15 protein-coding genes are annotated in these 13500 nt (G+C 33.5%); 7 read left to right on the forward strand and 8 right to left on the reverse strand.

All coding sequences use genetic code 11. The features are described 5' to 3' along the window. Positions 1 to 3: 3 nt before the first annotated feature. From ACHRV0_RS03330 to hemA, 8 genes are all read right to left on the reverse strand, one after another. A complete protein-coding gene (locus tag ACHRV0_RS03330; protein WP_395439894.1) occupies positions 4 to 942 on the reverse strand; it encodes a DUF4421 family protein in 939 nt (312 codons plus the stop codon). A gap of 156 nt (positions 943 to 1098) precedes the next feature. Continuing rightward, positions 1099 to 2001, reverse strand: coding sequence for an oxygen-dependent coproporphyrinogen oxidase (gene hemF, locus ACHRV0_RS03335; RefSeq protein WP_395439895.1), 903 nt, complete (start codon positions 1999 to 2001; stop codon positions 1099 to 1101). Further along, positions 1991 to 2542, reverse strand: a complete 552-nt coding sequence (locus ACHRV0_RS03340; RefSeq protein ID WP_395439896.1) for a GNAT family N-acetyltransferase — start codon at positions 2540 to 2542, stop codon at positions 1991 to 1993. The genes hemF and ACHRV0_RS03340 overlap by 11 nt, the downstream gene beginning before the upstream one ends. 2 nt (positions 2543 to 2544) lie before the next feature. After that, positions 2545 to 2922 (reverse strand): hypothetical protein, encoded by a 378-nt coding sequence (locus ACHRV0_RS03345; RefSeq protein WP_395439897.1) that lies wholly within the window; start codon positions 2920 to 2922, stop codon positions 2545 to 2547. A gap of 78 nt (positions 2923 to 3000) precedes the next feature. Continuing rightward, on the reverse strand, positions 3001 to 4026 hold the full coding sequence (gene hemE / locus ACHRV0_RS03350; protein ID WP_395439898.1) for a uroporphyrinogen decarboxylase: 1026 nt from the start codon (positions 4024 to 4026) through the stop codon (positions 3001 to 3003). A 96-nt stretch (positions 4027 to 4122) separates the two neighbouring features. Beyond that, positions 4123 to 4788 (reverse strand): uroporphyrinogen-III synthase, encoded by a 666-nt coding sequence (locus ACHRV0_RS03355; protein ID WP_395439899.1) that lies wholly within the window; start codon positions 4786 to 4788, stop codon positions 4123 to 4125. Further along, complete coding sequence (gene hemC, locus ACHRV0_RS03360) at positions 4788 to 5711, reverse strand: hydroxymethylbilane synthase (protein WP_395439900.1); 924 nt, start codon at positions 5709 to 5711, stop codon at positions 4788 to 4790. Before hemC ends, ACHRV0_RS03355 begins: the two co-directional genes overlap by 1 nt. 104 nt (positions 5712 to 5815) lie before the next feature. Further along, positions 5816 to 7066, reverse strand: coding sequence for a glutamyl-tRNA reductase (hemA, locus tag ACHRV0_RS03365; protein WP_395439901.1), 1251 nt, complete (start codon positions 7064 to 7066; stop codon positions 5816 to 5818). A 227-nt stretch (positions 7067 to 7293) separates the two neighbouring features. Here hemA and ACHRV0_RS03370 point away from each other — a divergent pair, with 227 nt between their 5' ends. The 7 genes from ACHRV0_RS03370 to ACHRV0_RS03400 all read left to right on the forward strand — a co-directional run bounded on the left by ACHRV0_RS03370 (position 7294) and on the right by ACHRV0_RS03400 (position 13495). Then, on the forward strand, positions 7294 to 8166 hold the full coding sequence (locus ACHRV0_RS03370) for an AraC family transcriptional regulator (protein WP_089053460.1): 873 nt from the start codon (positions 7294 to 7296) through the stop codon (positions 8164 to 8166). Between the two features lie 212 nt (positions 8167 to 8378). Then, positions 8379 to 9392 (forward strand): ferrochelatase, encoded by a 1014-nt coding sequence (gene hemH / locus ACHRV0_RS03375; RefSeq protein WP_395439902.1) that lies wholly within the window; start codon positions 8379 to 8381, stop codon positions 9390 to 9392. A 33-nt stretch (positions 9393 to 9425) separates the two neighbouring features. Then, the gene (locus ACHRV0_RS03380) at positions 9426 to 9974 is read left to right on the forward strand and encodes a CopD family protein (RefSeq protein WP_395439903.1); all 549 of its coding nucleotides are present in this window, start codon (positions 9426 to 9428) and stop codon (positions 9972 to 9974) included. Between the two features lie 237 nt (positions 9975 to 10211). Beyond that, positions 10212 to 11627, forward strand: a complete 1416-nt coding sequence (locus tag ACHRV0_RS03385) for a PAS domain-containing sensor histidine kinase (protein ID WP_089053456.1) — start codon at positions 10212 to 10214, stop codon at positions 11625 to 11627. A 10-nt stretch (positions 11628 to 11637) separates the two neighbouring features. Beyond that, positions 11638 to 12420 (forward strand): enoyl-CoA hydratase/isomerase family protein, encoded by a 783-nt coding sequence (locus tag ACHRV0_RS03390; protein WP_395439904.1) that lies wholly within the window; start codon positions 11638 to 11640, stop codon positions 12418 to 12420. 130 nt (positions 12421 to 12550) lie between these two features. Further along, positions 12551 to 12949, forward strand: coding sequence for a hypothetical protein (locus tag ACHRV0_RS03395; RefSeq protein WP_129022682.1), 399 nt, complete (start codon positions 12551 to 12553; stop codon positions 12947 to 12949). Positions 12950 to 13033: 84 nt separating this feature from the next. Further along, entirely contained in the window at positions 13034 to 13495 is a 462-nt protein-coding gene (locus ACHRV0_RS03400; RefSeq protein ID WP_129022681.1) for a hypothetical protein, read from the forward strand. Positions 13496 to 13500 lie beyond the last annotated feature (5 nt).

A 13500-nucleotide genomic window follows, 5' to 3' on the forward strand; every position in this document is an offset into this window, starting at 1 on the left:
TTTTTACAGCCCAATTTTTTTATTGACTTTATCGTAAACTTCCTTTACTTTTTTTGGAGGATCAAATCGATAACCTACCGAAAATTTTAATGTTGAAACATTATCATTCAGCCTAGGATCAACTTTTTCATCTTGAACAAAGCTTACCGAATTTAAACTCGCAAAAGCAAAGAAACGGTCTTTATTATAGGCCAGTTTTAAATTGAAATCGGCCTGATATAAAGCTGACGTATCTCCGTCAACATCATTAATTCCAAATCCTAAGGCAATTCCAGCTCCAATTAAAACACGATCGCTGATTACGAAATTGTAAAAGTAAGAAGGCGCTAAAGTAAATACATAAATATCGCCGGGAGACGAATCTTGAGTGTTTAAATCTATATTGGTGTAATAAAATGAAAAAGTCGGAATAAAACTTCCAGAACTTTTTGTCTGCCATTCATTTTGGCTTACCAGCGTTTTAAAAGAGAATTTATCATTAAAAACATAAGCTGTCGATCCGCCAATTTTAGTGGTTCTCATTCTTGGCAATTGAGCAGTTATATTATCATCACTGATATAAAATCCCTTTTGATTGATGAAAGTGAATGACTGCATCCATTTTTTATAATAAAAACGGGTATTGAAATTGAAATGCTTGGAATGAGAATCGCCTTTGTTACCGCCAAGAAATTTAGGTGCAAAACCAATCGTAACATCGATGATTTTATAATTCAAATTAAAACCAATTTGTTCTTTCCGATTCGGAATAAGATTAACAAATGTTTGCGAATCTTGACTGCCTGAAGCAATCTGAAAACTGTTGGAAGTGTCTAAATAATAAGTACTGACGGTAATTTTATCATTGTATGATTTAAAGTATGGGTTTTGTAAAGTATCGTTTTGGGCAAAACACCCGAGAATACTGGTGAAAAATACTGTACAAATTAATTTTAAACACATAGGGACATAGTTTTTAGATCATTTGAAAAGACGTTTTACTCAAAATGAGCCACATAGCGCAATGTGAAAAAATCATGATTTTCTAAAATCACCTCTAAGATAAACCTTTAGATCTATGTTTCTATGTGTTCAATAAATTTTTTTTAGATTATATGATTAAACCCATTCACGCGGATTTTCTAACACATTAACCAATTTTTCCTCATCACTTCCCGTTTCTGGATGATGATCGTAAACCCATTGAACATGCGGAGGTAAACTCATCAAAATACTCTCAATTCTTCCATTTGTTTTTAAGCCAAATAAAGTTCCTTTGTCATGAACGAGATTAAACTCAACATAGCGGCCGCGGCGAATTTCCTGCCATGTTCTGTTTTCTGGGTTATATTCTAAATTTTTTCTTCTTTCCACAATCGGAACATATGCCTCAAGGAAACTATTACCAACTTCGGTTACAAAATTGTACCAGTTTTCCATCGACATTTGCTCATTTGCTTTGCAATAATCAAAGAATAAACCGCCAATTCCGCGGGCTTCATTTCTGTGCGCATTCCAAAAATACGAATCGCATTGCTTTTTATATTTTGGATAAAATTCTGGATTATGCTTATCGCAAGCCGTTTTGCAAGTTTGGTGAAAGTGTTTTGCATCTTCCTCAAATAAATAATAAGGCGTTAAATCCTGTCCGCCGCCAAACCATTGTTCGATCACTTTTTCAGATTCATCGTACATTTCAAAGTAGCGCCAATTCGCATGAACCGTAGGAACCATTGGGTTTTTTGGATGCAAAACCAAACTCAATCCGCAAGCAAAGAAATCAGCTTCGCCAACACCGAACATTTTTTGCATCGTTTCAGGAAGTTTTCCGTGAACGGCTGAAATGTTTACTCCGCCTTTTTCAAAAACATTTCCGTTTTCAATAACACGTGTTCTTCCGCCGCCGCCTTCAGGACGTTTCCACAAATCTTCTTTGAATTTTGTTGTTCCGTCAACAGTCTCTAATCCAGCGCAGATTTGGTCTTGTAATTGTTGTATGTATGCGTAAAATTTATCTTTCATGTTGCTTATATTCTGATTTGAGTAATCCAAAATAAACGACATCTTCAAATGTTCCGTCGCCGCCTTTAAATTCGTCTCTTAATATTCCTTCTTGTTTAAAATGATGTTTTAATGCAATTTGCTGACTTGCTTTATTGATTTTTGAAGTACAGATAAAAACCTTATTCATTTTTAAAGTATTGAAACAAAAATCTAATGTTTCTGAAACCAGTTTTGAGGTAATTCCTTTTCCTTGATAATCTTCATCAACAAAATAACCCAATTCACATTTAGAAATACGATTATCAATGCTTTTGATACATAAATAACCAATTAATGCATTGGTTTTTATGTCTCTGGGATAAAAATAGTATCCTTCTTTATGGTTCTCTTTATCTTGATTATAAGCAATGAAATTTTTGGTTTTTTCTAAATCTAAGCAGTGAGACAAAGTTACTGGAAAAGTTTTTTCGATGTGTTTTGCATTCTTTTCAATAAGCGCGTAAAAATCTTCGGGAAGAATGCTTTCAATTCGCTCTGTTTTCCAGTCTGTAAAACTCATCTCTATTTGTTTTTGGCCGAAGCAATTTTAGAGTTAATCCCAAAAGAAAAAACTTTGCTTTCTTGTTGGATATATTGGTAAATGACAAGAGCTTTTTCTAGAAAATCAAATTGTTTCTCTGCAGAAAGTCCCATCAAAATATCGGCAAATTGTTCTTGCTGATTCCAGTCTAAATGAGATTGTTGCAATAGAGTAATTAATTCCTCTTCTGGAATTTCAATTGTTCTCTGCAGGCTTAAGCCAAAACTTTTTAACTGCTCATCAATTAAACTTGTATCTTCAGCATTCCAAAATTTTGGAACAAAAATTAAGGCATGCAAAGTTCGCAGAGTATTTTCTATTCTAATAGATTCTTCGTCTCTAAGTCCTTTGTTCAGCATGTTTCTTTAAGTTGATGGTTGATAGTTTTTGGTTGATCGTTACATTTTCAACAACCATCAACCAAAAACTATCAACGATTATTGCCCGTATTCCTTCACCGCGTCAATAAACGCTTTTGCTTGATCTACAGGGATATGTGGTAAAATTCCGTGACCTAAATTTACAATATATTTATCTTTTCCGAATTCGTCGATCATTTCGTGAACCATTTTCTTGATAGTCGGAATTGGAGAAAGTAACCTTGACGGATCAAAATTTCCTTGTAAAGTAATGTTTCCACCAGACAAATAACGAGCATTTCTAGCCGAACAAGTCCAGTCAACTCCTAATGCAGAAGCTTTACTTTTTCCCATTTCGCCAAGAGCAAACCAACATCCTTTTCCGAAAACAATAACCGGTGTAATATCAGCTAAAGCATCAACAATCTGGTTGATGTATTTCCATGAAAACTCTTGATAATCAACAGGAGAAAGCATTCCTCCCCAAGAATCAAAAATCTGAACCGCATTTACACCCGATTTTACTTTTTCTTTTAAGTATAAAATAGTCGTATCTGTGATTTTTTGTAATAAAGTATGCGCTGCTGCTGGATTTGAAAAACAGAACCCTTTTGCAATATCAAAACTTTTAGAACCTTTTCCTTCAACAGCATAGCAGAAAATTGTCCAAGGAGAACCTGCGAAACCAATTAATGGTACTTCGTCGTTCAACATTTCCTTGGTCAATTTCACAGCATCAAAAACGTAACCTAAAGTTTCATTTACATCTGGAACAAAAACTTTGTGAACATCGGCCAAAGAACGAATTGGATTTGGAATGATTGGTCCCAAATTGTCTTTCAATTCTACATGAATTCCCATTGCACGAGGCACTACCAAAATATCCGAGAATAAAATTGCAGCATCTGGAGCAATTCTGCGAATTGGCTGTACGGTAATTTCAGCAGCTAATTCAGGAGTTTCACAACGTGTAAAAAAGTCGTATTTGTCACGAAGTTCTCTAAATTCAGGTAAATATCTTCCTGCCTGACGCATCATCCATACTGGCGGACGTTGAACTGTTTCTCCTTTTAATGCTCTTAAAAATAGGTCGTTTTTTAACATTTTTTTCTTGCTTTAGGCTTTAAGCTTTAGGCTTTAAGCGATATTTATTTTTATTTTTTAGCTTACGGCTTACGGCTTACAGCCTAAAGCCTAGTGCTACTTGTATTCGTTAATTACATCTTCAATTACGTCTTCAACTGTGGGCTGATCTGCAATAATGATGTTTTTGGTAATTTTATGTAAAGTTTCTGCAGTAGTTTCTCCAATGCAAAAACAGATTTCTTTCTTAATCGTATTTTCTTTTAAATAACTTTCAACTCCAGACGGACTGTAAAATAAAATTGCATCAACGGCAGTTTTTATTTTTTGAGGCTGTAATGAAGTTTCGTAAACCTGAATTTCGTTCAGTTTTATTTCAGCTTCTTTTAAAGCCGTTGGTAAAGTATCTCGTCTAAGATTTCCACTGAAGAAAGTATAACTTTCATTGCGGTAAATTAAAGTGATAATTTCTGCTAAATCAGCGGCATAACCTGTATATGCTACAACATTGAACCCGTTTTCAGATAAAAGGATCTTTGTTTTTAAGCCAACGCAATACACATTTTTACTTTTAAGATCTTCTGATTTTGGATTCGATAAAACACTTCGAACGGCATTTTGACTGGTAAAAATCAAACTTTCGTTGAGATTTTTAAGTTCAAAAGGTTTGTTTTGGGTTTTGATAAAATCAGCTTCGATTACTTCTATGCCAGCTTTTGTCAACTCTTGTTTTTGAACAGGAGATAATATTTTTGTGGATAATATCTGAATTGATTTTGCCATTATTTTTTCAGGGATTCTTTAATCTTCTGCATTAATTCTGCTCCGCCATTGTTTAAAATCTCCTGAGCGGAATGAAAACCTAATTTTTTCCATTCTGAAATATCAACCGTTTTGTTGATTTCTAATTTCTGTTTTCCGTCAATAGAAAGTAAAACACCTTGAAAATGAAGCGTATCTTCGTCTTCGTTATAGTTTACCAAAGCTCCAATTGGTGCCGTACATCCGCCTTCAAGTGTTCTCAAAAATTGACGTTCGATATATGTGCAAATTTCAGTTTCGATATGATTTAACTGCGATAGCGCATCTAAAGTATAATTATCGTTTTCCATTGCCACAACAAGCATTGCTCCTTGTGCCGGCGCGGGAATCATCCAATCTAAATTGATGAAATTTTCAGGTTTTAAGTTAATTCGTTCCAAACCTGCAGCAGCAAAAACAGCTCCATCCCAATCATTGTCCTGTAGTTTTTGCATACGCGTATTTACATTTCCGCGTAAATCAACTACAGTATGATTTGGATATTTATTGAACCATTGTGCCTGACGACGTAAACTGCCGGTTGCAATTGTACTTGGATTAACAAAATCAGGATTTCCTTTATGGACTAAAATATCTAAAACATTGGCCCTTTCGAGAACAGCTGCCTGAACAATTCCTTTTGGTAAAGCCGTTGGAACATCTTTCATAGAATGAACCGCAATATCTATATCACCATTAATCATGGCAATATCCAGCGTTTTTGTAAAAATTCCTGTAATTCCTAATTCGTAAAGAGGTTTGTCCAGAATAATATCACCTTGAGATTTTACAGCAACAATTGAGGTTTTATAACCTAAATCATTTAGTTTTTTCTCGACAGTATGTGCCTGCCAAAGAGCCAATTCGCTGTCTCGTGTTCCAATTCTGATTGTTTTTTCAGCCATGTTTTATTTTTTGAACCATATAAGTTATATAAGTAAATTTAAGCAGTTTGGGTAAAACACAGTTTTTAAATGAACTTATATAACTTATATGGTTTAAATTTTATTTAAGATGCTTTTATTTTGAAGACTTTTTCGATCCATTCGATGCTTTCATCGACCATGGTATCGTCGTCTTTTAAATGATTGGCAAAATGAGTAGTGATTTTTTGGATGATTCTATTACTGATGATTTCAGCTTGTTTTTCATTAAAATCAGCAATTTTTTTGCTTTGAAAATCTAATTCCGAAGCTTTGATTGCATTTAATTTCTCTTTTAAGGCGTTAATTGTTGGAGCAAATTTGCGGCCTTTCATCCAAATTACAAATTCTTCTTTGATTTCTTCAATGATCGCTTCCGCAGCCGGAATGTGTAATTTTCTATTTTCTAAAGTTTCATCTGTCAATTGCGACAAATAATCCATGTGAATCAAAGTTACACCGTCTAATTCCTCTACGTTTTCATTCACGTTTTTCGGAATAGACAAATCCAGAATCAACAAAGGTTTTTTAAGATTTAAAATTGCTTTATCAACCGTTGGGTTTTGGGCGCCTGTTGCAACAACCACAACATCTGCTTTTTGAAGTTCTAAATGAAGTTCAGAATAATCTTTAACAATCAAATTAAGTTTTCCAGCTAATTTTTCAGCTTTGTCTTTAGTTCGGTTGATTAAAGTAATGTGTTCATTTTTAGTGTGTTTTACTAAATTCTCGCAAGTATTTCTACCAATTTTTCCAGTTCCAAAAAGCAAAATATTTTTATTGCTGATGTCTTCTACATTTTTAAGAATGTATTGTACCGAAGCAAAAGAAACCGAAGTTGCACCAGAACTTATTTCTGTTTCGTTTTTGATTCTTTTACTAGCCTGAATAACCGCATTAACCAATCTTTCTAAAAAAGCATTGGCTAATCCCATTGATTTTGAATGGGCAAAACTGGTTTTAATTTGAGATATAATTTCAAAATCGCCTAGAATCTGACTATCTAAACCAGTTCCTACGCGAAACATATGATTAATTGCTTCTTGGTTTTTGTAAACAAAACCAACTTTTTGAAAAGCATCAACAGAACCGTTGCTGTTGTCGCAAATAAGTTTGATTAATTGAAAAGGATGTTCTGCAAAACCATAGATTTCGGTTCTGTTGCAGGTTGAAGTAACAATTAAACTTTCTATTCCATCATTTTTAGCTTGTTCCAGCAAACGAGTTTTTGCAACAGCATCCAAACTAAATTGACCTCTGACCTCAGCATCAGCTTTTTTATAACTCAGACCAACTGAGTAAAAATAAAGGTGTTTCGGTACGTTATTGTTTTCCATAAATTCACTTTCATAAAAGTGCAACAAAATTATTACTATAGTGTTTATAAAAGTAACGCTTAAAGTACTTTTTGTATCGCTATGTGTTTTTTTGATTGTAAACGACTGTTTTTATGCAAAAAGAAGTACTTTTGTAGCAAAATCAAGTCGTTTGAAATGATTTGTTTAGAGTCGTTCTAAATAACATTCTGGATTTGCTTTGATTTTCTTTTCTAAAAAACATCGCTATGAGTTCTCAAGAAATTATAAAAATTGAAGACGACTTTACGCTGATCCGTTTTCAAAACGATAGTTCAGAACCCTTTTTTGGGCAGCATGAAGTAGGTAGTGGGCTGATACAGTTTCACTTCGGAATAAAAGGCAACGCCAAATTTTTGTTCAATCAAGGTAATTATGCTTTGGAATTGAAAGAAGAAAAATCGCTGCTTTTGTACAATCCGCAAAAAGAATTACCGCTGAATTTAGAATTAGCTCCAAACTCTTGGGTGATTTCTGTAATTGTCTCTATTAAAAAATTTCACGCATTATTTTCTGCCGAAGCTGATTATATTACTTTTTTAAGCCCTGATAATAAGGATAAAAAGTATTATAACGAAGGAAATATCAGTCCGTCAATGGCAATTGTTTTAAGTCAGTTGTTTCATTATAATCTTCATCCATCTATAAAAAACCTTTATTATAAAGGAAAAGGATACGAATTATTGAGTTTATATTTCAATCGAACAGAAGACCCAAACGCAGAACAATGTCCGTTTTTGATAGATGAAGATAACGTGCTTAAAATTCGCAGAGCCAAAGAAATTATCATTGCTAATATGGCTGAACCGCCGGGATTACAAGAATTAGCAGATGAAATTGGTTTGAATTTGAAGAAACTCAAAATGGGTTTCAAACAAATTTACGGTGACACCGTTTATGGCTTTCTATTTGATTATAAAATGGATTTCGCTCGAAAGCTTCTTGACAGCGGATCTTATAACGTAAATGAAGTTGGACTTAAAATTGGATACAGCACCGGAAGTCATTTTATAGCGGCGTTCAAGAAAAAATTTGCGACAACTCCAAAAAAGTATTTAATGTCAATTAATGCGAATGTTTAGATTTTTTGCCGCTAATTTCACAAATTAAAAATCTGCAAGATCTGCGAAATCTGCGTGAAAAATTGCTGCAATATTGATTTTGGGTATTCCACAATAATTAAAAAGTAATAAATATCATATTTCTAAAAAGCAGCAAGTTCTACTTTTGACGAAATTTTAAAAACAAATAAAAAGCTTAAAGCCTAATGCTTAAAGCCTAAAGTAAAAAAATAATGAAAGGCGTATTATTAGTAAATCTAGGGTCTCCAGACAGTCCAACAACAAAAGATGTAAAACCTTATTTAGACGAATTTTTAATGGATAAATACGTGATTGACGTTCCGTATTTGTTGAGAGCATTATTAGTTCGCGGTATTATTTTAAGAAAAAGACCAGAAGAATCAGCACATGCTTATGCAAAAATTTGGTGGGAAGAAGGCTCTCCTTTAGTAGTTCTTTCTGAAAGAATGCAGAAAAAAGTACAGCCTTTGGTAAATGTTCCGGTTTCTTTAGCAATGCGTTACGGAAGCATGACAATCGAAAAAGGTCTTCAGGAATTGAGTGATAAAGGTGTTACAGAAGTTTTACTTTTTCCGCTTTATCCTCAATATGCAATGGCTTCAACTTTGACAATTTTGGTTAAAGCGGAAGAAATTCGCAAGAAGAAATTTCCACATATAACATTTACTGATGTTCCGGCATTTTACAACAAACCAGATTATATCAAGAATTTGGCTGATTCGATTCAGAAGCATTTAGTTGGGTTTGATTATGATCATCTATTGTTTTCATACCACGGAATCCCAGAGCGTCACATTCGCAAAACAGATGTAACCAAATCACATTGTAAAATTGATGGTTCTTGTTGTAATACGCCATCTCCTGCACACGATTTTTGTTACCGTCACCAATGTTATGAAACGACAAGACAAGTTATTAAGCTATTAGGACTTCCTGAAGATAAATATAGTTTGACATTTCAATCGCGTTTAGCGGGAGACAAATGGTTAGAACCTTATACAGATGTTGAAATTGATAACATGCCGGCAAAAGGAATCAAAAAATTAGCAGTTGTAACACCAGCTTTCGTTTCAGATTGTTTAGAAACTTTGGAGGAAATCGCAATGCGCGCCAAAGAAGATTTTGAAGCAAATGGAGGAGAAGAGTTTTTGGCAATTCCATGTTTGAATGACGATGATGAATGGTGTCAGACTGTTGGGAATTGGATAAACGATTGGGCTAAATAGAGAATAGAAGCAAGAGTAAAGAAAAAAGACTTTATGGAATATTACAATTATCTAAAATCACTACATATTATTTTCGTATTAACCTGGTTTGTAGGTTTGTTTAATATTGTGCGTTTGTTTGTTTATCAAATTGAAGCTAATGATAAGCCATCTCCTGAAAAAGAAATTTTACAGGCGCAATTTAAAATTATGAGCTATCGATTGTGGTATATTATTACATGGCCGTCGGCAATTTTAGCCAGTATTTTTGCTTTTTGGATGTTGTTTTTTACTGATTTAGGAAATGCATGGCTTAAAATGCCTTGGATGCATATTAAATTAGGCTTCGTATTCCTGTTGTATCTTTATCATTTAAAGTGTCACCAGATTTTTAAACAATTACAAAAAGATGAGGTAAAATATTCAAGTAACTATATGCGTTTATGGAATGAAGGTGCGACGATTATATTATTTGCTATTGTTTTTTTAGTAGTTTTAAAGAGTGCTTTCAATTGGATTTTTGGTGTGGTCGGGATCATTTTATTCTCAGTTTTACTTATGCTGGGCTTTAAATTTTATAAAAGAATTAGAGAGAAAAAATAAAAAGGTTGCCACGAATTACACAAATTAGCACGAATTTATTTTTGTGTTTTTTGCCACAGATTAAAAGGATTTAAATGATTTTTTTTACGCAATTTAAAATCCTAATAATCACTTTAATCTGTGGCAGAAAAATAATAATTAGTGTAAATTAGTGTAATTCGCGGCGAAAAAACAAAAACTATGTTTAACAACTTCAAAATGTCAATGCTTTCGCTTCGTACCAGGATTTTCCTGTCGATGATTGTATTGATTGTTGTAGCATCTTTTTTATTGGCTTCGATTTCGATTATACAGTTCAAAACCGAAGCAAAAGAATACCATCAAGAGCGGCTCGAACGTAAAGAAAACGCCGTAAAAGAGCATATTAATTATGTGCTTTCTACAACCACTTATCCTTTGAAAACCCAAAATCTAGATTTAATTTTCAAAGATAAAATTCACGAACTTGCTCAGATTCATAAAATTGAAATCAATATTTACAGCCTCGACGGGAAGCTGCTAAAATCTTCAAAAGAATCCTTTGCAGTCGATAAAATATCACCGCCAATTCCTGAATATATTCTGAAATTAGTTCGTTCATCAATCGAAAAACGTTTTGTGGATATTAAAACCATCGACGGCGTTAAAAATAGATCGTCGTACAGTTTAATTAAAGACGAAAAATTCAAACCTCTAGGGATTTTAAATCTTCCCTATTTAGAAGACGACGGTTATTATGATAATGAGCTGAATACGTTTTTAATCCGTTTAAGTCAAGTATATTCTTTTATGTTGCTTGTTGCTTTTGCGTTGGCGTATTTTCTTTCGACTTATATTACAAAATCATTAAAAACAATTTCTGATAAATTAGAAGAAACCAATTTAGATCAGAAAAACGAGAAAATCGTAATAGAAGCCACGAGTAAGGAGGTAAACTTCTTGATCAAGGCATACAATGGAATGGTGGATAAACTTGAAACCAGTGCTATAAAATTGGCTCAAAGCGAGCGTGAAGAAGCTTGGCGCGAAATGGCGAAACAAGTGGCGCATGAAATAAAAAATCCGCTTACCCCAATGCGTTTAACTGTTCAGAGTTTTCAACGAAAATTCGATCCAAACGATCCTGATGTAAAGCAGAAGATGAACGATTATTCAGAAACTTTAATTCAGCAAATCGATACCATGACAGCCGTTGCTTCGGCATTCTCGAATTTCGCCTCGATGCCGGCACAGCAAAATGAGACATTAAATGTAGTTGAGGTTGTAGAATTGGCATTGGATATTTTTAATGAAGATTATATTTCTTTTGAAAGTGATGAAGAAGAGATCATTTCAAAGATGGATCGTACGCAATTAATACGTGTAATTACCAATTTGGTTAAAAATGCAACACAAGCAATTCCAGAAAGTCAGATTCATAAATCGATTGTTGTCAAGGTGAAAAGACGAAATAATAATGTTGAAATCGCCGTAAAGGACAACGGAATTGGAATTCAAAAACAAGATATAAGCCGAATATTTGAGCCAAAATTCACCACTAAAACCAGCGGAATGGGTCTTGGATTAGGAATTATAAAAAACATTATCGAAAATTACAAAGGAACAATTACCTTTGAATCAACATACGGGAAGGGAACCACTTTTAGAGTTTCTTTACCAATAACAAACTCATAAATTCAAGGTCATGAACTACGAAAATATTTTAATTTCGATTGAGGAAAAAATCGCGACTGTTACGATTAACAGACCTGCAAAACTGAATGCTTTAAACAAAGCAACCATCAGTGATCTTAGTAAAGCGATTAAATTATTGGGAAAAAACGACGATGTTCGTGTTATTATTTTAACAGGAAGCGGAGAAAAAGCGTTTGTGGCTGGAGCCGATATTTCAGAATTTGCAAACTACACTATTATAGAAGGTGCACAATTAGCAGCTGAAGGTCAGGAATCACTATTTGATTTTATCGAAAACCTTAAAAAACCAGTTATTGCAGCTGTAAATGGTTTTGCATTAGGAGGCGGATTAGAATTAGCAATGGCATGTCATTTTAGAGTAGCATCAGATAATGCTAAAATGGGATTGCCAGAGGTTACTTTAGGATTAATTCCAGGTTATGGAGGAACACAGCGTTTGCCTCAATTAGTTGGAAAAGGACGCGCAATAGAAATGATTATGACCGCAGCAATGATTTCTGCTGAAGAAGCAAAACAATACGGTTTGGTAAATCATGTTGTGTCTCAAGAAGAACTTTTATCGTTTACAAACGGTATCGCGCAAAAAATAATTAAAAATGCTCCATTTGCAATAAGTAAAGCGATTAAAGCAATCAATGCAAACTTTACCGATGGAAAGAATGGGTTTGATACTGAAATAAAATCGTTTGGAAAATGTTTTGGAACCCAAGATTTTAAAGAAGGTACAACAGCGTTTTTAGAAAAGCGTAAAGCCGAATTTACAGGAAAATAATTTTTCTTAACCGCAAAGCTCATAATCCAGATAGTTATCAAAATTACGAACTTTGCGGTTAAACAATAACAGACAAAGGTTTTAAAAACTTAGAACCTTAGTCTCTTACAACCTTAGAACCTTAAAAAAAATGTACGAACCAATATTTGCCCTTTTTTGCGAGCGTGTTAGAGAAAGTATTCAAAATGGAACTTTTGCGAAACTTACTTTGGCCAAAACAATGGGAGATACAGAGATTAAAAACATCTACTTTCGTTTGGTTTTAAATGAAGATAATACTTTTTCGATTTCATTAACCACACGTTATAAAACAGAAGAAGTTGAAAGTATTCATACTTTAGACGAAGCCTTATTAGTGTTAGGCACCTATATTAAAAATCCGTTTTTAACCGCTTTGTTATTTACAACAGACAATGACGTTACTTTTAAAGTAAACAAAAAGAATGCTGGAAGTATTATCGAACAACAGCCGACATTTAAAAATGCTTCACCAGTAATGCTGGAGATGATTGAGAAGGGAATTATTTAATATAGTTAAAGTTAGTGTCTTTTTCTAATTCGTAAGAAAAATACTTTATTTTAGCAGTGATTTTCAGATTAAAGATAATTGCAGATGAATGTATATAGAGTATCAGGTCGATTGAAAGCTTTTATTTTCTTTTTTTCAATAGTATTAATATTGATTTTTGGCAGCTTATTGCTAGTTCCTTTTGTTACATTACCGCCAGATTCCCGTATTTTGGAATTGTACAGTTTCTGTTGTTCTTCCATTTATTTAAATGCTCTAGTGGTGTTGTTAGCAATTGTGATTATTGCCTTAGCCCTAATTTTATTAATTAATGTCTTTGTCAGAAGAGTCATTTTTACAAATGATTCTATTATTTCAAGAAACATATTTAGTACCCGAAAACTGGCATACGGTGAGATAAAAGGCTATAAAATTAATAATTCAATGCTTTACATAGTCACAAATTCAAACGAGAAAAAACAGATTGCGATAAATCTTGTTAGTTTAGAAAGAACAAATAATTTGATACGCAGTTTAGAAGTGCGATTTACAAATTTAGATTTCTAATTGAT

The sequence above is a fragment of the Flavobacterium sp. FlaQc-30 genome (assembly GCF_044005885.1).
Taxonomy (GTDB): Bacteria; Bacteroidota; Bacteroidia; order Flavobacteriales; family Flavobacteriaceae; genus Flavobacterium.

Excerpts from the sequence above, each read along its gene's own strand:
- ACHRV0_RS03395 (WP_129022682.1), top strand. The coding sequence starts at position 12,551 with ATGTACGAACCAATATTTGCCCTTTTTTGCGAGCGTGTTAGAGAAAGT.
- hemA (WP_395439901.1), bottom strand. The coding sequence starts at position 7,066 with ATGGAAAACAATAACGTACCGAAACACCTTTATTTTTACTCAGTTGGT.
- hemC (WP_395439900.1), bottom strand. The coding sequence starts at position 5,711 with ATGGCTGAAAAAACAATCAGAATTGGAACACGAGACAGCGAATTGGCT.
- ACHRV0_RS03355 (WP_395439899.1), bottom strand. The coding sequence starts at position 4,788 with ATGGCAAAATCAATTCAGATATTATCCACAAAAATATTATCTCCTGTT.
- ACHRV0_RS03390 (WP_395439904.1), top strand. The coding sequence starts at position 11,638 with ATGAACTACGAAAATATTTTAATTTCGATTGAGGAAAAAATCGCGACT.
- ACHRV0_RS03345 (WP_395439897.1), bottom strand. The coding sequence starts at position 2,922 with ATGCTGAACAAAGGACTTAGAGACGAAGAATCTATTAGAATAGAAAAT.
- ACHRV0_RS03330 (WP_395439894.1), bottom strand. The coding sequence starts at position 942 with ATGTGTTTAAAATTAATTTGTACAGTATTTTTCACCAGTATTCTCGGG.
- hemF (WP_395439895.1), bottom strand. The coding sequence starts at position 2,001 with ATGAAAGATAAATTTTACGCATACATACAACAATTACAAGACCAAATC.
- ACHRV0_RS03400 (WP_129022681.1), top strand. The coding sequence starts at position 13,034 with ATGAATGTATATAGAGTATCAGGTCGATTGAAAGCTTTTATTTTCTTT.
- ACHRV0_RS03370 (WP_089053460.1), top strand. The coding sequence starts at position 7,294 with ATGAGTTCTCAAGAAATTATAAAAATTGAAGACGACTTTACGCTGATC.
- ACHRV0_RS03385 (WP_089053456.1), top strand. The coding sequence starts at position 10,212 with ATGATTGTATTGATTGTTGTAGCATCTTTTTTATTGGCTTCGATTTCG.
- ACHRV0_RS03340 (WP_395439896.1), bottom strand. The coding sequence starts at position 2,542 with ATGAGTTTTACAGACTGGAAAACAGAGCGAATTGAAAGCATTCTTCCC.
- hemE (WP_395439898.1), bottom strand. The coding sequence starts at position 4,026 with ATGTTAAAAAACGACCTATTTTTAAGAGCATTAAAAGGAGAAACAGTT.
- ACHRV0_RS03380 (WP_395439903.1), top strand. The coding sequence starts at position 9,426 with ATGGAATATTACAATTATCTAAAATCACTACATATTATTTTCGTATTA.
- hemH (WP_395439902.1), top strand. The coding sequence starts at position 8,379 with ATGAAAGGCGTATTATTAGTAAATCTAGGGTCTCCAGACAGTCCAACA.